Genomic DNA, 24,332 nt, shown 5'->3' on the forward strand with positions numbered 1-24,332 from the left:
GAGTTTTTAGTTAAATTCTATCAAAGAAACTTTGTAATTACTTTTAAATATTCATCTAGGACTTTTTGGTTGTCCTTAACAAATTTTAAAGCATTTCCGCGGTAAGCTTTAAGTTCTAGAGAATTATTAGACCTGAGTAGATATGTTAGTTTGGTTAGTAAATCTTCACCGTTTTTGATTTGGATAGCTGCTTCATTTTGCAGTACGCCTTTAGCGATATCGGTGTTTTTGCTCATATCGGGACCGAATATAATACAATTAGAGAAATATGCCGCTTCTAAAATATTATGTCCACCTTGTTTAAAAGAACCGCCGATAAAAGAAATTGTCGCTACAGAAAAAAATAGTCCCATTTCGCCGAACCTATCAACTATATAAAGATCATCGCTTAAAACAGGTAAATCATTTTGCGACTTAGCGGTAGCGGATAAATTATGTGACTTACAATTATCGATAATTGATTTAACTCGCTCAGGATGTCTTGGAATTAAGATAATATAGCAGTCTAAAAACTGCTCTTTTAGGTTTTTGATTATAGGCAAAATCACCTCTTCATCTTCGGGGTGAGTGCTGGCAAATAGCACGACCCGCCTATTGTCTAAATGTAAGCTTAATTTTGATAACTCTTCTTGATTGATCGGAAGTTTTTCGTTGGCAAATTTAATATTGCCTAAATTCACTGCATCTGATACGCCAAGTTCATTGAATTTTTGTAAGTCACGCTCGCTTTGCACGATAATTTTACTGAAATTTTTGAGAATAAGCTGAAAAAAGCTTTTTCTTTTTAGCCAAGCTTTAAACGATTTATCGGAAATACGAGCATTAGCTAGTAGTAATTTACACTGCTTTGCTCCCTCATTAATAGTACACGGCCATAATTCCGATTCTATAAAAATGCCTAAATCAGGTTGCCAATTTCTTAAAAATTTTCGAATAAAAATAATATTATCTATCGGTAAAAATTGGTGAACTGCTATTTTAGGTAATTTGGCAATTAATATTTTAGCGGAGCTGTTAGTCCAAGAAGTTACTAGAAAACGAACGTCAGGGTAGCGTTTACTTATATTATGTATTAATGTTAAAGCTGCCATAGACTCGCCAATGCTTGCTGCATGAATCCATATCAGTCTTCGTGCATAACTTGCTTCTAAAGGTAATTTCTCACGTACTAGTGTGTACGCTGTGGTTAGCAGTGAAGTGTCTCCTTTAAATTCCTCTTTATTAGCGGACGTTTGCACGAAGTCTAATGAATCGTCTTGTCTGTGTTTGCCAATAGCAAAACGCTCTTGGATGCGTCTTATATCTTCTTTACCTATTAATAAACGTATAAGCATTATGATAAAATAAACAGGTAATAATATAAAGCTTAAAGCATAATATAATAACATCATTTCTTTAAACTTTCTATTAAGCTTGCTAATTGTTTTTCAAGGCTTATATGGTTTTGTATTTTATCATTTGTGAGTTCTAAAGGCGAGCCAACTATGATTTTAATGGTACCAAACGGTAGGGGTATTATTAATTTATCCCAACTTTTTAATCTGAAACATCTAGAAGTGGAGCTGACTATAGGAATAAGTTTTGTGTTATATCTATAGGCAATTTCGGTAATGCCGCTATTTACTTTATATACCGGTCCTTTAGGACCGTCCGGCGTGACTATTATATTTGCACCTTGAGATAACTTACCTATAATATTACGTAAAGCTCCAATTGGATTTTTATTAGTAGAACCTACTATCACTCTGCAACCGAATTTTCCTACTAGATCGTTTAAAATTTTTCCGTCTAAATGCGGTGATATTAAAGCATAGATATTTCTATGTCCTATAAACATAGCCGGACTTAAGGCAAGCATATTATGCCAAAATGCAAAGATTACCCCTTGTTCGTTTAGGAATTTTTCCTTATTGTCGTTATTGTAAAATATAAATTTCTGCTTTGAAGTAAAGTAAACAAAACGCAAATACCAATATAGTAAAATAGTAATTATACTAAGTACGTATTTATTATTTTTTAAAAATTTTTTAAAAACTTTCCGCATTATTTTTTTGTTGGTTTAGGTGGCTTTTTAACTTTTCCGTTATTGCGAGGAAATTACGAAGTAAGTGACGAAGCAATCTCAGGATATTTGACGAGATTGTCACGCAGCCTATGGCTGCTCGCAATGACGATTTGGTATCTATGCAAAGCCTTAAGCAGGAATGGCATCGACTGTTCTCTCAATTCTAATACAAGCTTCTTCTAGCTCTTCCATAGAAGTAGCATAAGAGATTCTAAAATATTCCTCTAAGCCGAAAGCGATACCGGGTACTACGGCAACTTTTGCTTCTTCAAGTAAATATTCGGCAAAATCATTACTATTTGCAATAATTTTTCCTGATTTAGTTTTATGCCCAAATATTTTATCGCATTTAACAAATAAGTAAAACGCCCCTTCCGGCTTATAGCACTCAAAATATTTTACTCTTTTCAAAATTGATAAAGCAAGATCACGCTTTTTTTGACAATTTAAAGCATTAGGCTTTATATAATCTTGAGGACCGTTTAATGCTTCAATAGCAGCCATTTGACTTATTGAACAAGGGTTTGAAGTACTTTGCGACTGAATAATAGTCATTGCTTTAATCAAGGCTTTAGAGCCTGTACCGTAGCCTATACGCCAACCCGTCATAGAATAAGCTTTAGATACTCCGTTTACGGTAAATATTCTCTTTTTTAAATCAGGTGCTATTTGGGCTAATGTATAAAATTTAAAATCATCAAAAGTAATATGCTCGTAAATATCATCGGACATTACGTTTACATGTGAATATTTTCTTAAAACTTTAGCAATGTTTTCTAGTTCTTCAAAATTATAGCTTGCACCTGTTGGATTACTAGGTGAGTTAATAATAAGCCACTTAGTTTTATCCGTAATTGAATGTTCTAAAGCTTCTGCACTTAATTTAAAGTTATTTTCAATTCCACAATTTACAAAAACAGGTGTTCCTGTGCTAAGTGTAACCATATCAGGATATGAAACCCAATAGGGTGCTGGAATAATCACCTCATCCCCTTGGTCTAAAGATGCCATAAACAAATTATATATAACTTGCTTACCGCCGGTGCTTACTATTATTTCATCAAGTTCGTAATCTATATTATTTTCACGTTTGAATTTGTCTTTTATTGCTTGCTTTAAAAGAGGCATACCCTCAACGTTAGTATATTTAGTAAAGCCGTCTTTAATAGCTTTAATCGCTGCTTCCTTAATATTGTCAGGTGTATCAAAATCAGGCTCACCGGCACCGAGTGTGATAATATCAACTCCCGCTTTTTTAAGTTCAAGAGTTTTTTTAACGACTGCAAGGGTCGGCGACGGTTTTATAGAACTTAGCCTCGTAGAAATAATTGACATAATTTGAGTCCGTATTAAATGAAAGCTATAGTAAAATCGGTAATTTCAAGAAATAAATATTAATTTTTATAATGAAATCTACAATTATATATTATAATTTGTTTAGTATTGACAGAATATATTAGTCTATGTTCGTGGTTAATTCTACGTGACCATAAACCTGATAACATATGTTTTAAAGGTTCGGGCTTACCTATACCTGTAAATGGTGCTTCTTGGATATTTTTTATTAGAAGTTTAATACATTCATATTTTTTAATATCGTATTTTTTCCAATACGCTAAATCCTCCGCTGCTTCTAGTGTCCACTCAATCTCAATCATCTAAATTAACTTTAGCAAACTCTCCTCTTTTTGCTTGTTCAATAGATTTTTTTATTCGATTCGCATTAGCTGGATTAGATAATAAATATAATGTTTCTTTTGTAGATTCATATTCTTCTTCGGTTAAAAGAATAATATTCTTATGATTCTTTCTTTTAATAAGATAAGGGACATGATCGTTTTCTACGGTATTTAGTACAGAGCTTAAGTTTTTTCTAAATGAAGTGCCGCTAATTGAGTTCATAAGCTACCTACTGATGTACATATAACATGTATATCCTAGCTTCAATTCCATTAATTTACAAGTAGAATTATTATTTTATTTAAAAATTTATCAAGATATGCTTTATTATAGTAAGTAATATTAATTTAGTAATTAAACTATGCTCGGTAAAATAAAAGACAAAATCAAACATTATTGCTTAACTATAATAAATATACCGAATTTTATTAAGAATAAAATTTTAGAATTTAAAAATTATGTAAGTAATTGTAAATATAAATTCTCTCATTTAGCCGAAACTAATTATCAACTTGGACTCGATCATTTATATAGAGGTAATTTAAATGATGCATTACTTAGGTTTAAACTAGTCGATAAATTTTTTAATCCTAATGATTCTAAAGTATATTATCAACTCGGATGGGTTTATTTTTTAAAAAATAATTACAGGCAAGCTATAGAATATTTAGAAAAATCTAATGAAAAATATAAACCTATATTTATAAATTTTTTGAAAAATTATAAGGATATTACTGAAATACCTCAAGAAATTTGTGGAAAATATCGTGATTTAACTGCACAATATTATCCTACTATTTTTAATAACGATAAAAATATCCATCTTCCGTATAGGTTTGTTAATGCAGCACTTAAGCAGATATCTGATTTACCGGATAATTACTCTATTTTGGAACTTGGAAGTAATATAGGGCTTATAGGTTATGAAATACAAAAACGTTTTCCGGAAAGTTTTACTTTAACCGGTGTAGAAGTTTCTGCTTTAATGAATGAGTTACAAGAAACATATTACCCGAACACTAAAATTTACGATCAAATATATGATATTGCTATCGATGAATTTTTAAAACAAAACTCTAATAAATTTGATATTATTTTTAGTTTTTGCGGATTATCGTTTACTAACAATTTAATAGAATATTTTAATTTGATATACTCATCTCTTAATAAACAAGGGTATTTTGCCCTTTGTTTACCGAATGCGACGAAGACACAATTTTCAGTAAAACGCAAAGAATTTATTTTTAACTTGAATGAAATAAATAATTTTTTACAAAAAAATAATTTTACTATATTAACTTCGGAAGAAATAATACTAGCGGAAAACAATAAATATAGTATTATTGTTTGTAAGAAAACAGCATAAATCAATGAGAATATTAATTATATTATCCATTATTTTATGTTCATTATCGATAAGAGCTGATCTTGAATATGTTGATAATGACATATATAACTATAATGGTGGAAGAAATGAAAATGGTTGCTTAGAAGTTTATGATCCATACGAAAAATTTAACCGTAAAGTGTTTGTATTTAATTCTGTGTTAGATTATATAATATTGCGTCCTTTAGCGATAGGTTATAAGAACATCACGAATGATTACGTAAAAGCACGCGTTAATAGTTTTGTCAGTAATGTCGATACACCGCTTACGGCGGTAAATTACGGGCTTCAGTTAAATTACGATAAAACTATGAAAAGCGTTTGGCGGTTTCTCATTAACACGACGCTTGGCATAGGCGGTTTATTTGACGTGGCAGGTAAAGTAGGTTTGCCGTCTGATCGTCAAACTTTTGGCAGTACCCTCGCACATTATGGAGTTGCCCCAGGTCCTTATTTAGTATTGCCGATAATCGGTAGTACTAACGCAAGAGATATGACGGATTCGGTAATTACTAATTATGCTCTTAATCCATTAATGTACTACACTCATAATGATTTTGACTTAGGAGTACTAGCAGTTAGTAAAATAAACAATCGATATGTTGTATTACCGTTTAGTGATTATGTGATGAAGAATTCTACCGATCCTTATGTGGCTATTAGATCAGCATTACATCGTGCTCGTGAAGCATCGGTTCAATATCCTGAAAATTTTAAATGTCCTAAACCCAAGAATTAATAAAATTAAAGAGGATTATATGCAAAAAATTATTACAGGTTTATTTTTATTAGTTATGACGTTTTCCGCTTATTCTAATGAAAAAGTGCCTGCCGGTTTGAACAGTTACGTTACTAATTTAGTAAATGAAGCTTCTAGTATATTAAACGATAGTAAGTTATCTGAGCGAGTAAAAATTGCTAAAACACGTGAGTTAATGTCTCAGAACCTAGATTTTGATTGGATGGCTAAATATACATTAGGCAGAAATGGGATAAAAACTTTATCAGGTGTGCAGGTTCAGGAATTCATCAAAGTTTACTCTAAATATGTTACTAAATCTTATACTGATTTAATAAAAGATTATAAAGGCGAACAGCCTAAAATAGTAGGAGTTCGTCCTTTAAGCTCGACCGATTTTATGGTTGTTATGAATATCATTAGTAATAAAGAGCAAGACCCTATTAAAGTAGAATATCTTGTACGTGAAATGAAAGGAAACGGAAAAGACGTTTTTAAAGTTTCTGATATAATTACGGAAGGTGTAAGTCTTATTGGAGCTCAACAAGACGAGTTTACCGATACTTTAAAAAATCAAGGCTTTGAGGCACTAATACAAAAATTAGAAAGTCGTTCTTAAGCTTATTTCACTGTCATCTTAAATCGTCATTGTGGGGAGGTATTGTTGCGTAGACACCTCGTCGTCATTGTGAGGAAATTGCATAGCAATTGACGAAGCAATCTCAGGAGCTTGTTATTATTGCATGAGATTGCCACGCAGTCTACGACTGCTCGCAATGACGATTAGATATCCACGCAACAAAGCCCGCTCGCTAATAGCGTTAAACAACATAAATCACTCACATGAAAATCTTAGTAGGCAGTAGTAATAAGTTACTCGCAACGCGTTTAGCTACAGCATTAAATATTAAATATATTGAGCCGAAAATTACCTATTTCAATGATTCCGAAATAAAAGTAGAAATTTAAAAATCGTTTCATAATGAAGATATAATCATAGTACAATCCACATCAAAACCCGTTAATGATCACTTAATTGAGCTTTTTTTGCTAGTAGATGCAGCAAAAAAAGCGGGAGCAAATCGAGTAATTTTAGTAATGCCTTATTTTGGTTATGCAAGGCAAGATAATATAAATTCTCAAAATATAATTCCTGCTAAGTTAATAGCAGATTTTTTAGAGAAGCTCGGAGTAAACCATGTAATTACTATTGATTTACACTCCGATAAAATAGAGAAATTTTTTAATATTCCTGTTTCTAATCTTGAACCTGTTTTTTAAGAACTTATAGCAATTTCGTTATAGTTGCACCTGATAAAGGAAGTATCAATCGAGTTAAAAAATTAGTAATTTACTAAATATAGATTCAGCTTATATAAACAAAGAAAGGGATATAAATAGTAATTGCGAGATGATATCAATAACAGGTAGTGTAGAGGGCAAAAATTGCATATTAATTGATGATATTATAGATAGTGGAGAAACAATCGTAAAAGCAGCGAGATTTTTAAAAGAACATTCGGTTTTATCGGTTAGTGCTTTTATAACTCATGCAGTGCTTTCTGCCGGTTCTAAAAATGCGATAATAAACCTCTTGGAGAACGAAGCTAATAAAGAGGAATTTGTAGGAAACACGGAACGCAGCACCGCAGCGTACACTTTAGTACGTGAGGATGCGAGTACTGGATTGACGTACAAATTACCTTTAGAAGCAAGTTATGCAAGAGGTCTAATAGACAATATTTTTATCACGGATACTATAGAAACAAGTGACTTATCTACAAAATTTCATATAATACCCGTATTGCCTATCACCGTAAAAGAGTTAATAAATATACTATGAGCTTGTGTACTGTAGAAATAAATCTATCTACAATAAAAAATAATTACCTTTTATTACAAGATATTTGCAAAACCTCATTAGTCGGTGCTGCCGTTAAAGCTAACGGTTACGGTCTTGGAGCAGTACAAATTTCTAAAGCTTTAATAGAAGAAAATTGTAGGCATTTTTTTGTGGCCTCAAGTGAAGAAGGAGTGAATTTACGCAACGCTTTAGGATTAGATTTTAATATTTTAGTTCTTAATGGCGTTTTTGAACATGATGCTTTAGAGCTGATAGAATATAATTTAACACCTGTCCTAAATAACTTAAAACAAATAGAAATTTGGCAAAAATTTAGTAATTTGAAAAACCGATTATTGCCTTGTTATTTACATTTCAATACGGGGATTAATCGTCTTGGCTTAGGCTCTGATGAGATAGAGCAGCTAATTAATGATCGTGATTTGTTAAAAGGGCTAGATTTACAATATATTATAAGCCATCTAGCTATATCCGAGGAAATAGATAATCCTTATAATCTAGAACAATTAAACAGATTTAAAGCTTATTTACAATATTTCCCAAACGTCAAAGCAAGCCTTGCTAATTCCGGTGGCATATTTTTAGGACAGGATTACCATTTTGATTTAGCAAGACCGGGGGCAGCCTTATACGGTCTTAATCCCTTAACAAAGAATCCCGTAACCTTAAAAGCTCCTATAATTCACTTACAGAATTTGACACTAGATAGCCATATCGGTTATAATATGACTTTTACAACTAAGCGTGATAGTGTCATTGCAACGTTACCGCTTGGTTATGCCGATGGGTTTAGTCGTAATTTTAGCAATCAAGGCGAAGTATTGATTAACAGTCGCAGCGTTCCTATAGTAGGGCGAGTATCGATGGATTTAATAAATATCGATGTTACCGATCTACCACCGTCCGAGATTTTTCTAGGGCAGGAAGCGGAAATTATCGGAAATTATTGCACGCCCGATAAAATAGCGAGTATTATAGGTACTATCGGGTATGAGGTATTAACTAACCTTGGTAGTAGATATAAAAGAAAGTATATCGGGTAGATATCTGTGTCATACCGTGGCTTGACCACAGTATCCAGAAAAAAATTAAAAAAGACTGGAGAGGTTACTGGATTCCTGCTTTCGCAGAAATGACATAGCGTACTTAAATTAAGTAGAAAAAATACAAATGTTATTAAATATAGCTAATTCGGTCGGTAAACGTACTATAAAGTTTGCACAAAGTGTAGGTAGTTTTTCTCTATTTAGCTTTGCTGCCGTTAGCAGTATCATAAGACCGCCTTTATATTTGAGTTTAATCATCAGACAATTATTATTTATCGGGTTTTACTCGCTTCCGGTTGTTGCGATGACGACTTTTTTCTCAGGGGCGGTACTTGCATTACAGAGCTATACCGGTTTTTCCCGTTTCTCAGCTGAAAGCTCTATTGCAACGGTAGTAGTATTGTCGCTGACTAGAGAGCTTGGACCTGTCTTAGCTGGACTAATGGTAGCGGGAAGAGTTGGGGCATCAATCGCCGCCGAAATAGCCACAATGAGAGTAACGGAGCAGGTAGATGCTTTATATACTTTATCTACCGATCCTATTAAATATTTAGTTTTTCCAAGAGTAATAACAGCTATTATTACAATGCCTTGTCTTGTTTTAATCGGGGATATAATTGGTGTTATGGGCGGTTATTTGGTAGGGGTATATAAACTTGATTTTAATAGTGCAGCTTATTTAACCAGTACTTTTCAGTATTTAGAACCGATTGACGTAATTTCCGGTCTTGTTAAAGCGGGAGTTTTTGGGTTTATTATTTCTATAATAAGTTGCTATAGCGGTTATTATTCAGGTAAAGGGGCTAAGGGAGTTGGAAGAGCAACTACCTCGGCAGTAGTGAATTCTTCTATCCTTATCTTAATCAGTAATTATTTAATAACCGAATTATTTTTTAAAGTGTAGGTATACTCGTTTAATTTGGAAAAGAGCTAGGTGTTTTATATTTTTTGACCGCAGCGTACATAAACGTACGTGAGATCAAAAAATGTAAAACAACAAAACCAATTTTTCAAATTAAACGAGTATACAGTTTTTTTTTGTTTATTTGGAGTATGCATGAGTGTAGAAGAATTTAAAATTAAAATTCGGTCATTATATAAATCATTTGCTAATCATAAGGTGTTAGACGGAATAGATTTGGATGTAAAAAAGGGCAGTTCATTAGTTATTTTAGGTGGTTCCGGTAGCGGCAAATCGGTTCTAATTAAAAATATAGTAGGATTGATTAAACCTGATAAAGGTAAAATTTTTATTGATAATGTAGAAATCCAAGATATCTCAAGTAAACAAAAATTTGAGGTTATGGACGGTATAGGTTTTTTATTCCAAGGCGGAGCATTATTTGACTCCTTAAATATACGTGATAATATTACTTTCGAGACTAAAAAATTATCTAAGAAAGAAAAAAACGACCTTGCCGGTGCAAAGCTTAATTCCGTTGGTTTATCCCCTAGAATACTCGAGCTTTACCCTGCCGAATTATCGGGAGGAATGCAAAAAAGAGTAGCCCTTGCTAGGGCTATTTGTAGTACACCGTCGATTTTATTTCTTGATGAACCGACCACAGGGCTTGATCCTATCATGGCAAATGTTATCAACGAATTAATTATAAAAATCCAAGAAGAGTTAGGGGCAACTACGATTACTATAACTCATGATATGATTAGTGCCGCAAAAATAGCTCAAGAAGTAGCTATGATTTATCAAGGAAAAATTAAATGGTACGGTAGTAAAGATGAAATGCGTAATAGTGATAATCCTTATTTAAAACAATTTATAAATGGATTAACTACTGGGCCTATAGAGGTATAAAATGTTTAAGAACTCATTATGTATAATAATATTTCTAGGTATAAATCTAAATGTTTATGCTATAAATTCTAGCTCTTATACGACAGATGATATAATAAAAATAGTAATTATTCTGGGAATAGTTATTTTAATTTTTAGTCCTGCAAAATTCCGTATAATCGTTATCGGTACTATGTTAGGCTTGGCTTGTGCCTATTTCACGTATAAATACATCGTACCTATCTTTATTTCTTCACTAAATGGACCATAAAGATAAATATTGCTATTAGTGACGCCCCACATCTTAGCTATTTTCTCTTCTAATAGTATCAATTTAATATTCTACAATTAATCTAAAGCTCTAACTCCCCTGTGATAGCCATCTAATTCAAAAGAATTGGGATGTATATTTTTACATGCATCTAAACCTATAATCATATTAGTATTATTATCAATACCATTTAAAGTAGTACGAATATCTTCCAAGTATTTAGATGATTCAGGCGAATCATTACCTCCAATTATTCGTACTTTTATTAAATCTTGTTCTATCAATTCATTCTGATTAAAGTCAGTAATTAATTGCTCTAACTGTTGTGCATTAATATTTCTAGCTAATGCTATTTTATTTAATTTTACGGAAAAGAAACTACAGGCAATCTCTTCATTTAAATCTTTAGTATAAATTACTAAATCATCATTTATATCAAAAATTTTATATTCTTGTGAGTTAATTTCAATTCGCATAGTTTATTTTTATGTAAAGCAATATTTTTATTGGGAAGAGTATAGCTAGGTGCAGCTATTTTTGTCTTAGCACTTATATTTTTTAAATATCTTATCACTTGTTAAGTTTAATTTTGGTTCATTTTTTGTTTTATTACTACTAAAAATATTTATGAACAAATCTTTTATTTTTTGTACACTTTTTTGTATCCAGGATTTTTTAATATTACTATCTTGTTGGTAGGTAGAATGAGTGAGTGCTAATGTTTTATTAATTTCTGAACGTACACTTTCCAACGGATTTAAATTGTTAGATAATAAATAATCAGTTTTAGCTATTAAATTATTTACAATTTTTGTTTGTTCTTGATCATTTAGATTCAATTCGTGAACTCGATTACTAATATTTTTAGTTACTACATTTTTTACTAATTTTGGATTAGTTTTTTGAATTTCCTCTGCTACTTTAGTAAGTGGTCTTTGATATTTGATTAGATTGTCATGTGTCCATAGAATTAGGATTTTGATTAGATCCTAATAAATATTGCTGAATAATATGTTTTTGTTGGATTTCATTTAAAGAGCGATTAGGTATATTTTTATTTTTAGTTAAATCAAAAGCTTTATAAAGTGCAGGAGTATTACTTCCTATACTTAAATGTACTTGTCTAGCAGCGGTTGTTTTATCCTCTCTACCCGGAACAGTTACCTGTTATTGGATCAAATATAATTCCTGATGGAGCTCCCTTGTCTTCTATATCTGCAGATTTTATATTTACGTTAGAGTGGTTGTTTAATTCTTGTGTTACTTTACGAATATTACCATCTGATAACGCAATTGATACTGCAGATCTATCACGCCCTCCTACTAAATAAGCTTCTAATTTAGTATTAGGAGGAAAGTTGCTTATTACATTATGTGTTAAAGAACTAGCATCAGTAAATCTGTCAACATGGGCTAATGCAGTTTTTTTAGTTAATGGATCATGTAAAATTACAGCAACGCATTGTTGAATGTTATCAGTGCCTATCTTTTCTTTATCAGAAAAACCAACTTTATGCTGTACACGAACAGCTTCATAATCAACTATACCTTGCTGTAACGAGTAAGCATATGCATACTGCGCTATTGAATTTTCTTTACGGTTTTGAGTTTTATAAGCAACTCCTAAAGCTAATCTTGCCATTAATTCTTTAGCTTGGTCATTATTAGCTTGGCTTTTTATTAAAATTGCTTCTTGCTTTTTAATAAATTTATCTGATGTTCCTTGTTGTTGATGTGCAGTGACTAATTCTTTGTATGAATTTTCTACATTATAATATTGCTTTGCTTCAAAAGCATTCTCTATACTATCTTGAAATTTTTGAATAGCATTATCAAACATTCCCAGCTGTTGATAGCGACGTCCTATCATAGTATTAATATAGGAAAGAAAATTACTGTCAGTTTGACCTATAGCAATTTGTTCAGCTTGTTGTAGTTGTTTAAGAGCAACAAGATGATTGCATTTGCTATATAATCCTTCATTATAAAAAAAGCTGCTTGATTATGATCAATTTGCTCCTTTGTACTTAATGGTTTTGGAGTAAGATTACTAATATATTCAGGAAAACTTGAAGGCAACTCTCCTAATTTTTTAATTAGTCAGGTGATATTACCTTGAACTGGCTTCCCATTAATAAGCATAGATTTATAATAGTTTAATTAATTTATATTTTTATATAAAACTCTGTTATTTAATAAAAATCAAGCATTAGCTAATACTTAGCTACAAAATAATTATCTCTTGACATTAGGGGAGTATTGCTTTATATTTTTTATCTATTGTATGTACTCGATGAACTTCAAAAATTAGCTACGTCGTTCTACAAGATCTGTGGTGCTTACGTATTTAAGTATACGCTCCGCTCCTCGGCTTGTGAACTCTTAGCTCTTTTTGAAGTTGATCTTCGTATATGACTCTTCATTTACTTGAAGTATATTTTATAAGTTTTAAGGTATTTAGCTTATGTCTCGTAAGTGCGAACTCACAGGTGTGGGTGTTTTATACGGCAACAATGTATCACATTCTCAGCGTAAAACTAGAAGACGTTTTGAACCTAATCTAAGATCGGTTAAGTTTACAAGTGATATAACAGCCGGGGAATATAGGTTATCGGTTAATGCTAGATGTATTAGTTCAGTGGAAAAAGCCGGGGGTTTTGATGCATATATTCTAAAAGCCGATGATAATGTTTTATCAAGTAACGCTAGAGCTATTAAGAAAAAAATAATTCAGACTAAAACGGCAAAATCATTATGAAAAGCGGTATACATCCAGAATATAAAAAGTTTTTGATTAAAGTAGGAAGCGATGTTTTTGAAACAATGTCTACTCATCCTACGGATGAAATTTTAATGGATGTTGATTTTAGAAAGCATCCGGCATGGAATAAAGATTCCGGAAATGTAGTAAATCAATCGAACAAAAGTATTAGTGATTTCAATAAAAGATTCTCAGGTCTTTCTTTCGGTAGTAAGAAAGAAGCTAGCTAGGCTTTGTTTGTGGATAACAAATCGTCATTGCGAGCAGGCATTGTTGCGTGGACCGGTTTCATCGTCATTGCGAGGAAATTGCATAGCAATTGACGAAGCAATCCAGTAAACAATTCTGATTTATAGAATTTTTTTATTATTTTTTCTGGATTGCCGTGTAGTCTACGACTACTCGGTATCTGCGCAAGAATGACACTAACAATATTCACGTAGTGTTGGACTAAGTCAAAATATAACACAGATAAATAGTCAATTCTCAATTATTGCGGGGTGGAGCAGTTCGGTAGCTCGTCAGGCTCATAACCTGAAGGTCGTTGGTTCAAATCCAGCCCCCGCTACCATATTTTTTAATGTCATGCTAGCTCACTTATAGCGTTCTTGAAGTCTGCTGATGCCATTCCTAACTCAGTGTTGTTGCATGGTTTGGTTTTCCTGTCATTGCGAGAAGGCATTCACGCGGGCAATGCCTAATTACATCCAATACGAAAGCAAATTATGACTACTCAGAAAATAGTGCCTACAAAATCAACTGATGGCAGTAAGCTTTTTCGTCATCAAGCTAAATTTGTAGCCGGTGCTATGAATATAAATCAAATCCCCAATTTTTCATTACCGGAAATTGCTTTTGTCGGTAAGTCAAATGTCGGCAAATCAAGTCTAATAAACACGATATGTAATAATAAAAATCTTGCTAAAGTTTCTAATACTCCAGGGCGTACTAGGCAAATCAATTTCTTTAACCTTGCAGATAAACTTATTATAGTTGACCTTCCCGGTTATGGTTTTGCTAATGTTCCTATATCAGTCAAAGAGCAGTGGGGAGTGTTAATTAGTTATTATTTACGAAATAGTTATAATTTAAGGTTAGTTAACTTATTGATTGATTCAAGAAGGGGTATAAAAGAAAATGATAAGAAAGTAGCTGATCTATTACTTGCAAATAAAAGAGAATTTCAAATTATTTTCACAAAATCCGATAAAGTTATGGATCATAAAAACCTTAAAGATGAAGCACAGAATTTTCTTGCAACTTTAAACTACTCATGTAATGTTGTGTATGTTAGTAGTAGGAGTAAAGAAGGTGCAAGAGAACTTAAAGCTAGTTTGGCAAAATGCATCAAACCTCAAAAATAAAGAGGTAGATAGTATTTTTTCATTAAATAACATTGCTATAATTAAGAATATAATAAAGTGTAGTAGTGAGTTGAAGAATCAAGCAATAGTTCTAAAATTACCTGCTACTATTATTATTGACGATAAATTATTTACGGCTTTTATTGAATCTGTTAGATTGCTTGAGATGTGCGGTGCTAAAATATATATAGTACATGATCATATTGATTTACGAAGTTCGTCTTTAATATCACAAATAGATGAAAATTTTAGTCAAAAAATTAGTAAAATAAGCGACTATAGTTCTCTAAATAATCCTATTATTATGGAAATTTTATCCAGTTACGTTAACAAGCTTATAGTAACAAAGTTAAGTAGTATAGGTTGTTATGCAGTTGGTATTTCAGGTAAGGATGCTAATTTACTGCAAGCAAAAAAATCAAAACTATCTCGCCGAAAAATTGTAAATCATGATGTTATAAATATTGGTTTTTTAAGCGAACCTATTATGATTAATCCAGAAATTTTATTAAATTTTGCAGATAATAATATTATACCCGTGATAGCACCGTTTGCGAGCGACGATCAGGAGAAAACGCATTTATTAAATGTTAACTTAACGGTAGCAACAATTGCTTCTGCATTAAGTGCAGAACATTTAATATTGCCATATGAGATATTACAGGTATCCGAGATGTTTCCGTATAATATAAAAATACGAGATATTAACTTGTTGAAATTAATGTTAGATGATAGTAATAATTTCATCGAAGAAGCATTAATTAAGATAGCAGTTAATGCCCTTGAAAATAATAACGGTTACGTACATTTTGTGAGTAGTGAAGCACCGAATTCAATATTGTCAACTATGTTTGATATTAATATAAATTAATAGAGGTTTTTTATGGCAGGAGCATTAGCATCCGATCTTTTATTTGTAGGGTTAACTAGACCGCCGATGATATTTGGAGTAAGTATTAAGTTTGCTGCATTAAATATGATAATGACGATGATAGTATTTATTTGGAATAACGGCATTGTGATTTTATTCATTGCAGCTGCTTTGCATTTGGTAGCTTATATTATATGTTTTAAAGAACCGAGGTTCATAGAGCTATATTTAAATAAAATGTCAAGAACTAGCCAATGTCCTAATAAATTTTACTACGGAGCAAATTCGTATAATATTTGAGTTTTATGTCATTCCCGCATAGGCGGGAATGACATAAAAAGAGGTATAACTGACAAAATAAATCAAAATAGTTAAATCAGGTGAGGTAATGAAGTTATTTAGAACTAGAGCAGCTAAAGAATTAAGGTCTAAACAAGAAAGACCCACTTCGCATTTTATTCCTTATAAATGTCATTGGGATAGTAATACTATTTTAACAAAAGATAATTCTTTATTACAAGTTATTAAAATAAATGGATTTTCTTTTGAAACTGCTGATGATGAAGATCTAGACATTAAAAAGAATCTCAGAAATGCCTTACTTAAAAATATGGCTTCGGGAAATATCATTATGTATTTCCATACTATTAGAAGACGTAAAGCAGTAATATTTGACGATACGGAATTTACTTATGATCCTACCGTAAAAGTCCCTAATGATTTTATTACTTATTTAGGTGCAGAATGGCGTAAGAAACATGCTGGGGCTAGGTCGTTTTTTAACGAATTATATGTTAGTATTTTATATAAGCCTGATACTGGCGGTGTTGCTATAGTTGAGTATTTTCTAAAGAAGCTGAGACAGAAATCTAATAAAATCGCTTGGGAAAACGACATGAAAGAGATGAAAGAAAATCTTCAAGAAATGTCAACTAGAGTGGTTAATACATTCAGAAGTTACGGAGCAAGATTACTTGGAGTTCGTCAAACGCAGTCAGGTATTTATTGTGAAATTTTAGAATTCCTTTCATCTTTAATCAATTGCGGCGATTCACCGGGTCCTATAGCATTACCGCGTGGTACTATTGACGAATATTTACCGACTCATCGCTTATTTTTTGATTCTCGTACTATTGAAGCAAGAAGTCCGTTTGGCAAGAAATATGCCGGAATGATCAGCATACTTGAATACGGTCCTAATACTTCGGCAGGAATTTTTGACGGATTTCTGCAAATGCCTTTTGAATTTGTTATGACGCAAAGCTTTGTCTTTGTTAATAGAACAGTAGCGATCGGTAAAATGCAATTACAGCAAAATAGAATGATACAATCCGGTGATAAAGCTACTTCACAAATTGCTGAAATTAATACGGCCCTTGATATGGCCACTAGCGGTGATATCGCTTTCGGTGAGCATCATTTATCGCTTTTATGTTCCGCAAATAATATTAAAGCTTTGGAAGATATATTGTCAATGGCAGCAGTTGAGCTTTCTAATTCAGGAATTCAGCCGGTTAGAGAAAAAGTTAACATGGAACCTAGCTATTGGGGACAGTTGCCGGGAAATATGGATTATATAGTGCGTAAATCCACTATAAATACTCTTAACATGGCTAGCTTTGCCTCACAACATAATTATCCGCTCGGTAAAATTAGAGGTAACCATTGGGGAGAATATGTCACAGTACTTGATACTACTTCAGGTACACCGTTTTATTTTAATTTCCATGTAAGGGATGTTGGACATACTCTCATTATCGGTCCAACCGGTGCCGGTAAAACAGTTCTTATGAATTTCTTATGTGCTGAAGCACAAAAATTCAAACCTCGTATGTTCTTTTTTGATAAAGATCGAGGAGCAGAAATATTTATACGTGCTTTAAACGGAGTTTATACAGTAATTGATCCGGGTTTAAAATGCAACTTTAACCCTTTACAACTTGAAGATACTAATGAGAATAGAACGTTTATTTTAGAGTGGCTTCGCGTGCTTGTAACTTCTAACGGTGAAAGTTTAACTGCACAAGATAATAAAATCTTATCTCAAGCGGTAAGCGGTAATTTTAGATTAGAAAAAAAAGACAGAAGGCTTAGTAATGTTATAGCATTTCTTGGTATTGATACACCAAATAGTTTGGCAAGTAGGATTGCAATGTGGGTCGGTAAAGGTTCACACGCTAAGATATTTGACAATGAAATAGATAATATTGATTTACAAAAAGCAAGAGTATTCGGTTTTGATATGACTGAATTACTTAAAGATCCTGTAAGCCTTGCACCGGTATTACTATATATTTTCCATCGTATTAATATGTCTTTAGATGGGCAGAAAACTATGATAGTACTTGATGAAGCATGGGCTTTAATCGATAATCCGGTATTTGCACCTAAGATCAAAGATTGGTTAAAAGTGTTGAGAAAATTAAATACTTTTGTTATATTTGCTACGCAGAGTGTTGAAGATGCCGCAAAAAGTAGAATTAGTGATACGTTGATTCAACAAACAGCTACGCAGATTTTTTTACCTAATTTGAAAGCTACGGATATTTATCGTAGTGCATTTATGTTAAGTCAGCGGGAATATATTTTAATTAAAACTACCGACCCTACTACACGTTATTTCTTAATAAAACAAGGGATAGACGCCGTAGTTGCAAAAGTTAGCTTAGATGGTATGGATAACATAATCAGTGTTTTATCCGGTAGAGTTGAGACTGTAATATTGCTCGATCAAATTAGAGAGAAACACGGCAATGATCCGGATAAATGGTTACCTATATTTTATGAAGCAGTTAAAACATTATAGATTCCTGTCTGTCATCCCACAGCTCGACCGCGGGATCTTGTCTCACAGACTGTATTCTGAGATCCCGTGGACAAGCCACGGGATGACATTTTTACAATGCGAGGCAAGTAACTAATTATGAAATTATTTCCTCGTAGTATACTTATAACATTAGTATTAAGCTTTGCCCTAAATTTAGGACTAGTTACTAAAACTCATGCTAAAGATACTCTTGATAGCATTGTAGATATTTTGAGTGGCTTAACTTGCGAAACCCAAGGCGTAGGCGATTTGCTGCGTACTGAATTTTCTCATACATGTATTGTTGCTCCGTTCTTTACTTTTGCGGTAATGAATCTTGTCTCTCCCGTTTTATACATGAATACGTTTTTAAAGCTTAAAATAAATGACAGTGATTTATTTGACGATAGTAATTTTGGGAATTTCCCCGGAGGTCAATGTACTCGTGAAAACAGAATTGATCCTAAAAATCCAGAATTACGCTTTGCTTTATGTAATAATGCTAAATTAGTTGTATCTCGGGCAAAATCTGTTGCAGAATCGGCACTTGCTATTGCTAAAGCCGTCTTAACAGGGAGCGACCCTTGGGATGATATAAAGAAAGCGTGGGCAAATAAAAAAAAGGAATATCATGTTCCATATAGTGGTAAGCCCGGTGATGACGGTTTTGCATTTGATGTAGGCTTTCCTGTAATATATTGGAAAGTTATTCAAGATAAAGATAGAATATGCGTATCGACAAAAGGATTTACAGGAGACGTTCCCGTCGGCTGTAAATATATGAAAGAGCCGTTTCCAAAATCCATGTATAATAGCTTTATGGATGTAGCAGATAAGGATTTTATTGAGGATCCAAATGAAACTCCTACCGATCCTTTAGCTTTAGTTTCCTGTAGTGCAGCGGGTGATGGATGTTATCAAAAAGCTTATAATGCTTCAAAAACTGCAGTAGTCATGACTTCTCCTCTTATAGAATGTATGAGGCAAATGATTGCTAGATTACTAATTAGTAAAGATGTTTGTAGTTTTGATAATGTAAGCCAAGTGGTTAATTTGACTTCAAGGCAAGATAGTGCATTCTTTCAGTTTCAAGTAGGAATGTATAAAATAGTTACGGCTTTTCTAACTTTATATGTTATGTTTTTTGGCTTTAAACTATTACTTGCAGGTGAAGTACCACCAAAAAGTGAGTATATAAATTTTATATTGAAAATGATATTCGTAACTTATTTTTCAATAGGAATTAATATAACCCCTGGTAATGGTTCTCCATATGACCGGTTAGACGGCATGATTCAGTGGGCGTTTCCTTTCTTACTTGACGGTATAAACGGTTTAGCAAGTTGGGTTATGAATGCTGCTCCGTCCGGTTTATGTAAATTTAACAATCTTTCTTATGACGGTACCGTTTCTTATATTGCATTATGGGATGCATTAGATTGTAGGGTAGCTCATTATTTAGGGCTTGATATATTATCTACGTTACTTGTCGAAAATGCTTATCGCAGTCATGATTTTTTAAATTTTGATTTCTTTAGTTTTAGTGCTCCACCATATGTTTATTTGCTAATTCCGGCGATAATCTCCGGTAATATGATGTTGGTATCACTCGCTCTTTCTTATCCGTTACTTGTGATTTCGGTTGCTGCCTTTATGGTTAATGCAACGATTATGTGTATGATATCTATAGTAATACTCGGTATTTTGGCTCCTCTTTTTGTACCTATGTTTTTATTCGCATATACAAGAAATTATTTTGATAGCTGGGTTAAACTAATGATCTCGTTCTTGCTACAACCTATGGTGGTAGTTACTTTTATGATCACGATGTTTTCGGTATATGATTATGGTTTCTACGGTAAATGTCAATATAAGAGCAAGTTAATTCACAATAGTATAGAAGACAAAATTCAAGGTGGCATTACTTCTAAGAGGGATGTTTTAATATTTTACATTAATAATGATTGGGATGATACGTCACAATATCCTGATAAAGATGCCGTAGAAAGCTGTCAAAATAGTTTAGGTTATATGTTAAATAACCCTATTACCACGGCATTTAACTTTGCAAAAGATAGTGTAAGTGAAATTGTCGATAGTAAACCGGGTAATACCCCTACCGATAAATTTCTTGCTAAATTCCAGTTTTTATCGGGAGTAGTTTTGGGTCCCGGAATGTTTTTCATGTCTCCAAAAGTGCTTTTTGAGAAAATTAAAAATATTTTGCTTGCGCTAGTTACGGCATGTTTTACATTGTATTTGATGTATAATTTTAGTAATCAGCTAGCTGAATTTGCTGCAGATATGACGGAAGGAGTAGCTCTTAATAATGTTGCTATAAAACCGCAAGCAATATTTAAGGCAGCTATGGCAGTACTTGCTACTGCGGGTGCTGCAACTAAGGGGGGCGATCATATAGCAAGTAGAGGAGGAGTTGGTGATTTAAAAGCTGGTCAAGGTGGAGGAGCAAGTGATTTAAAGGTAGGGAAAGGCGGACTACCAAATGATAATATTGCTGCAAGCGGAGGTACGTCGGCACCTGCGGTAACAACGCCGACAGTTTCGTCTTCTGTAGCAACTTCTAGCCCAAAAACTGTAAGTAGTGCAGCAAGATCAGATGTTGTTACTCCTCCTTCTCCTCCTACAGAAGCTGTTTCACCACCGCCTGCTAGTATTAGAACTTCTATTTCTACACCTGCACCACAAAGTAATATTGAAGCTGAACGTGTTGGAAAAATCATAAGAGATAATAATCAAGAAAGTAAAAAAGAGATTGATAATACTCCGCCTTCACAGGAAAAAGTTGATAATGCAGCTCCACAAGAAAAAGTTGACAGCACAAGTAAAGGTACAGGAGTAATTGATTATAGTTTTAACTTAAAGGAACATGATAATCCGACGGGCGTAAAACAGATACGGGAAAATGCAGAGATTCGAGATAAACGTGTAAAAGTAGAAAAAGCATGGAATGAACTAGTAGCAAGCGGAGGAGGAAGAGTAAGAGAACAAGAAGGAGGAGAAATATCAGAACGACGTGCAAATGCTGAAAAGGCATGGGATGAACTAGTAGCAAGCGGAGGTACGTCGGCACCTGCGGTAACAACGCCGACAGTTTCGTCTTCTGTAGCAACTTCTAGCCCAAAAACTGTAAGTAGTGCAGCAAGATCAGATGTTGTTACTCCTCCTTCTCCTCCTACAGAAGCTGTTTCACCACCGCCTGCTAGTATTAGAACTTCTATTTCTACACCTGCACCACAAAGTAATATTGAAGCTGAACGTGTTGGAAAAATCATAAGAGATAATAATCAAGAAAGTAAAAAAGAGATTGATAATACTCCGCCTTCACAGGAAAAAGTTGATAATGCAGCTCCACAAGAAAAAGTTGACAGCACAAGTAAAGGTACAGGAGTAATTGATTATAGTTTTAACTTAAAGGAACATGATAATCCGACGGGCGTAAAACAGATACGGGAAAATGCAGAGATTCGAGATAAACGTGTAAAAGTAGAAAAAGCATGGAATGAACTAGTAGCAAGCGGAGGAGGAAGAGTAAGAGAACAAGAAGGAGGAGAAATATCAGAACGACGTGCAAATGCTGAAAAGGCATGGGATGAGTTAGTAAAAAGCGGCGTAGTAACAGAAAAAAAAGATAATAGTTCTAATGAAAACTCTTAAAACCTTAAAGATATTTATTATAGTTTGTATAGCGTCTGTAAGCTTAGCTAGCTTTGCCGGCTTTGGAGAATCATGTTCTAGTTTCCCGACTACTGCAGATAAGTATTTAGAAATGGGCACGGCATATGGCTATATAATGCGTAATATTGATATGAAAGATCCGAGAGGTAATTGTAACTCAGTTGCGTCTAGTATAACGTTTTGTTTTAAAAATGTAGAAGGTAGTAGTAGTCCTTGCACCATGTATACTTTAAATGAAGGTGACTCTAAAAAGATTAGTGATTTAAGTACCGATAATAATCCTGATCTTGGCGCAAATCCTGTATTAAAGAATATCGTTTTAACGGTTAAAAAATGGGATAATGATCTATGTTTAGTTATGCCTACGTCAAGGGGACCAATGCCGGTAGCATGTAAATCTTTGAGTGCTACACCGACTCCACCTCCTCCTGAGGATGAGAATTGTAATATAGGAAAAAGTTGCTATACGGGAGCAAATTATAGTCAATCGTTAATTAATTTTTCCGGTCTTGCAGTTCAGTGTTTGAGCGAAACACTTAATAAAATATTTTTTGCTGGAAAGAGTTGTAGTGCTCAAGATCAAAATTCTAGAATAACTAATCTTGCTGCTTTTCCTACGTTTCAAGGTTATTTAAAGAGAATTATAGGTGCGGCATTAATTCTTTATACTATGTTTTTTGCCTTTAATATGGCTCTAAATACAGAATATGCAAGTGCTGAAAAAATAGCTCTTTTTGTAATAAAATTCTTATTTGTTGCTTATTTTTCTATCGGTCTTGGACCTTTAGATTTTAGCGGCGGTCAGCCGACAAAAGAAAACGGTATGTTAAAATATGGATTACCTCTTTTGACAGGAGCAGCACCGGACTTTGCACAGATGATCTTTAATGCAGCAGGTTCTAGAGGATTATGTCAATTTGATAATTCAAAGTATAAGGACGGTTATAAATTTTACGGTTTATGGGACGCGATTGATTGCCGTATAGGTTATTATCTTGGCTTGGATTTACTTTATAATATAGATAAGAATGGAGTGTTAGGGAATGTGGTCGGCAATGGTCCCCGTGGTAATAATACACCTATACCTAATTTTGATCCTGATGGCAAAAATGACAGACCGAAGGATTTAAGTAAAGCAGGAGCACTTAGGTTTTTTACCGTTATGTTTGGATTCTTTATGGCCGGAAACATTATTATATTTGCAGCAGGTTTAGTATTTTCTGTAATATTTTTATCTATACTTTTATATTTTATTACGCATTATTTAGTTTGCATGATTACTATTTACGTTATGACATATATTTCTCCTATATTCATTCCTATGGCTCTATTTACTCGTACAAAAGCTTATTTTGACGGGTGGCTAAAAGTATGTATTTCATGTGCATTGCAGCCGGCAGTAGTAGCAGGTTTTATAGCTTTATTAATAACTATGTATGATTCCGCAATATTTAAAAATTGTGAATTCCTTAGATATGATTATGAAAAAGGTGATATTAGATTTAGTACTTTTGAGTTAAGGCTTCCTGTCGGCGGGGCAGATAAATGTCAGGAAAGTTTTGGATATAAAATGTTAGAATATTATGCAGGTGAAGGTTGGGAAGAGCATTTATTGATACTTTTTCCAATAAAATCAATTGTTAGAGATGTTGTATCTATTTTAGCGGAACTTTTATGCGTATTAGTATTTTCGGTTATTTTTTATTACTTCTCTAAATCTATAGGGCGATTTGCTTCTGATTTAACTAATGGTCCTAATATGGATGCAGTAACGGCAAGTCCAACTAAAATCGTTGATTTAGTAAAGAAAGGAGCAGCTTTCCTTAAGGATGCTGCTATGGCTTCGCAAGGTAAGCCGCCGGTAAGAAATAAGTCGGATGTTGGAGGTAGGCGTAAAGAGGAAGAGCAGCAAGGCGGGGATTCAGAAAGCAGCACAGGCGAAGGATTAGCTGATTTAGCAAGCGGTGCGGGTGGAGGTAAATGATAGAAT

The 24,332-nt window shown here is 33.3% G+C and carries 25 protein-coding genes, 1 tRNA gene and 1 pseudogene; 19 read left to right on the plus strand and 8 right to left on the minus strand.

Going from position 1 to position 24,332, the window contains the following annotated elements:
* Window positions 1-20: 20 nt before the first annotated feature.
* The 5 genes from waaA to MCI_RS04635 all read right to left on the minus strand — a co-directional run bounded on the left by waaA (window position 21) and on the right by MCI_RS04635 (window position 3,967).
* Window positions 21-1,391 (minus strand): lipid IV(A) 3-deoxy-D-manno-octulosonic acid transferase, encoded by a 1,371-nt coding sequence (gene waaA, locus MCI_RS04615; protein ID WP_014409858.1) that lies wholly within the window; start codon window positions 1,389-1,391, stop codon window positions 21-23.
* On the minus strand, window positions 1,388-2,044 hold the full coding sequence (locus MCI_RS04620; protein ID WP_014409859.1) for a lysophospholipid acyltransferase family protein: 657 nt from the start codon (window positions 2,042-2,044) through the stop codon (window positions 1,388-1,390). Before MCI_RS04620 ends, waaA begins: the two co-directional genes overlap by 4 nt.
* 150 nt (window positions 2,045-2,194) lie before the next feature.
* The gene (locus MCI_RS04625; protein WP_014409860.1) at window positions 2,195-3,400 is read right to left on the minus strand and encodes a pyridoxal phosphate-dependent aminotransferase; all 1,206 of its coding nucleotides are present in this window, start codon (window positions 3,398-3,400) and stop codon (window positions 2,195-2,197) included.
* A 59-nt stretch (window positions 3,401-3,459) separates the two neighbouring features.
* Entirely contained in the window at window positions 3,460-3,723 is a 264-nt protein-coding gene (locus MCI_RS04630; RefSeq protein ID WP_014409861.1) for a Txe/YoeB family addiction module toxin, read from the minus strand.
* Window positions 3,716-3,967, minus strand: coding sequence for a type II toxin-antitoxin system Phd/YefM family antitoxin (locus tag MCI_RS04635; RefSeq protein WP_014391803.1), 252 nt, complete (start codon window positions 3,965-3,967; stop codon window positions 3,716-3,718). Before MCI_RS04635 ends, MCI_RS04630 begins: the two co-directional genes overlap by 8 nt.
* Before the next feature lie 139 nt (window positions 3,968-4,106).
* Here MCI_RS04635 and MCI_RS04640 point away from each other — a divergent pair, with 139 nt between their 5' ends.
* The 10 genes and pseudogenes from MCI_RS04640 (at window position 4,107) to MCI_RS04685 (ending at window position 10,844) form a co-directional block, all read left to right on the plus strand.
* A complete protein-coding gene (locus MCI_RS04640) occupies window positions 4,107-5,111 on the plus strand; it encodes a methyltransferase domain-containing protein (protein WP_014409862.1) in 1,005 nt (334 codons plus the stop codon).
* Window positions 5,112-5,115: 4 nt separating this feature from the next.
* Window positions 5,116-5,871 (plus strand): VacJ family lipoprotein, encoded by a 756-nt coding sequence (locus MCI_RS04645; protein ID WP_041404235.1) that lies wholly within the window; start codon window positions 5,116-5,118, stop codon window positions 5,869-5,871.
* Window positions 5,872-5,890: 19 nt separating this feature from the next.
* Window positions 5,891-6,490: a phospholipid-binding protein MlaC gene (locus MCI_RS04650; protein ID WP_014409864.1), complete on the plus strand. Its 600-nt coding sequence runs from the start codon at window positions 5,891-5,893 to the stop codon at window positions 6,488-6,490.
* Window positions 6,491-6,714: 224 nt separating this feature from the next.
* Window positions 6,715-6,840, plus strand: coding sequence for a hypothetical protein (locus MCI_RS10545; protein ID WP_332248929.1), 126 nt, complete (start codon window positions 6,715-6,717; stop codon window positions 6,838-6,840).
* 27 nt (window positions 6,841-6,867) lie between these two features.
* Window positions 6,868-7,152 carry a ribose-phosphate diphosphokinase gene (gene prs / locus MCI_RS09925; RefSeq protein ID WP_332248942.1) on the plus strand — a complete coding sequence of 95 codons (285 nt, stop codon included), beginning with the start codon at window positions 6,868-6,870 and terminating at the stop codon, window positions 7,150-7,152.
* 130 nt (window positions 7,153-7,282) lie between these two features.
* Window positions 7,283-7,630, plus strand: a pseudogene (locus MCI_RS09930) (palindromic element RPE1 domain-containing protein); the annotation flags it as partial.
* Between the two features lie 80 nt (window positions 7,631-7,710).
* On the plus strand, window positions 7,711-8,778 hold the full coding sequence (locus MCI_RS04670) for an alanine racemase (RefSeq protein WP_014409865.1): 1,068 nt from the start codon (window positions 7,711-7,713) through the stop codon (window positions 8,776-8,778).
* Window positions 8,779-8,905: 127 nt separating this feature from the next.
* Window positions 8,906-9,685 carry an MlaE family ABC transporter permease gene (locus tag MCI_RS04675; protein ID WP_014409866.1) on the plus strand — a complete coding sequence of 260 codons (780 nt, stop codon included), beginning with the start codon at window positions 8,906-8,908 and terminating at the stop codon, window positions 9,683-9,685.
* Between the two features lie 153 nt (window positions 9,686-9,838).
* Entirely contained in the window at window positions 9,839-10,594 is a 756-nt protein-coding gene (locus MCI_RS04680) for an ABC transporter ATP-binding protein (RefSeq protein WP_014409867.1), read from the plus strand.
* 1 nt (window position 10,595) lies between these two features.
* Window positions 10,596-10,844, plus strand: coding sequence for a DUF5510 family protein (locus MCI_RS04685; protein WP_014409868.1), 249 nt, complete (start codon window positions 10,596-10,598; stop codon window positions 10,842-10,844).
* Between the two features lie 77 nt (window positions 10,845-10,921).
* Here MCI_RS04685 and MCI_RS04690 read toward each other — a convergent pair whose 3' ends face one another.
* The 3 genes from MCI_RS04690 to MCI_RS04700 form a co-directional block, all read right to left on the minus strand.
* Entirely contained in the window at window positions 10,922-11,128 is a 207-nt protein-coding gene (locus MCI_RS04690; RefSeq protein ID WP_041404238.1) for a hypothetical protein, read from the minus strand.
* A gap of 258 nt (window positions 11,129-11,386) precedes the next feature.
* Window positions 11,387-11,683, minus strand: coding sequence for a hypothetical protein (locus MCI_RS04695; RefSeq protein ID WP_014409870.1), 297 nt, complete (start codon window positions 11,681-11,683; stop codon window positions 11,387-11,389).
* A 308-nt stretch (window positions 11,684-11,991) separates the two neighbouring features.
* Complete coding sequence (locus MCI_RS04700; protein ID WP_041404239.1) at window positions 11,992-12,486, minus strand: hypothetical protein; 495 nt, start codon at window positions 12,484-12,486, stop codon at window positions 11,992-11,994.
* Window positions 12,487-13,308: 822 nt separating this feature from the next.
* Between MCI_RS04700 and rpmB the strand changes: the two genes are divergently transcribed.
* From rpmB to MCI_RS04745, 9 genes are all read left to right on the plus strand, one after another.
* Window positions 13,309-13,602 carry a 50S ribosomal protein L28 gene (rpmB, locus tag MCI_RS04705; protein ID WP_004996729.1) on the plus strand — a complete coding sequence of 98 codons (294 nt, stop codon included), beginning with the start codon at window positions 13,309-13,311 and terminating at the stop codon, window positions 13,600-13,602.
* Window positions 13,599-13,835, plus strand: a complete 237-nt coding sequence (gene rpmE, locus MCI_RS04710; RefSeq protein WP_014409872.1) for a 50S ribosomal protein L31 — start codon at window positions 13,599-13,601, stop codon at window positions 13,833-13,835. Before rpmB ends, rpmE begins: the two co-directional genes overlap by 4 nt.
* Window positions 13,836-14,099: 264 nt before the next feature.
* Window positions 14,100-14,176 (plus strand) — tRNA-Met (locus MCI_RS04715).
* Between the two features lie 154 nt (window positions 14,177-14,330).
* Window positions 14,331-14,969, plus strand: coding sequence for a ribosome biogenesis GTP-binding protein YihA/YsxC (gene yihA / locus MCI_RS04720; RefSeq protein WP_014409873.1), 639 nt, complete (start codon window positions 14,331-14,333; stop codon window positions 14,967-14,969).
* Window positions 14,917-15,840 carry an acetylglutamate kinase gene (locus MCI_RS04725; protein WP_014409874.1) on the plus strand — a complete coding sequence of 308 codons (924 nt, stop codon included), beginning with the start codon at window positions 14,917-14,919 and terminating at the stop codon, window positions 15,838-15,840. The genes yihA and MCI_RS04725 overlap by 53 nt, the downstream gene beginning before the upstream one ends.
* Before the next feature lie 12 nt (window positions 15,841-15,852).
* Window positions 15,853-16,140, plus strand: coding sequence for a type IV secretion system protein VirB3 (locus MCI_RS04730; RefSeq protein WP_014409875.1), 288 nt, complete (start codon window positions 15,853-15,855; stop codon window positions 16,138-16,140).
* Window positions 16,141-16,228: 88 nt separating this feature from the next.
* Complete coding sequence (locus MCI_RS04735; protein WP_014409876.1) at window positions 16,229-18,646, plus strand: VirB4 family type IV secretion/conjugal transfer ATPase; 2,418 nt, start codon at window positions 16,229-16,231, stop codon at window positions 18,644-18,646.
* Between the two features lie 117 nt (window positions 18,647-18,763).
* On the plus strand, window positions 18,764-22,321 hold the full coding sequence (locus tag MCI_RS04740; protein WP_014409877.1) for a type IV secretion system protein: 3,558 nt from the start codon (window positions 18,764-18,766) through the stop codon (window positions 22,319-22,321).
* A complete protein-coding gene (locus MCI_RS04745) occupies window positions 22,308-24,326 on the plus strand; it encodes a type IV secretion system protein (protein ID WP_014409878.1) in 2,019 nt (672 codons plus the stop codon). Before MCI_RS04740 ends, MCI_RS04745 begins: the two co-directional genes overlap by 14 nt.
* Window positions 24,327-24,332: the final 6 nt, after the last annotated feature.

Origin of the sequence: Rickettsia montanensis str. OSU 85-930, assembly GCF_000284175.1 — a bacterium.
Classification (GTDB): domain Bacteria; phylum Pseudomonadota; class Alphaproteobacteria; order Rickettsiales; family Rickettsiaceae; genus Rickettsia; species Rickettsia rickettsii.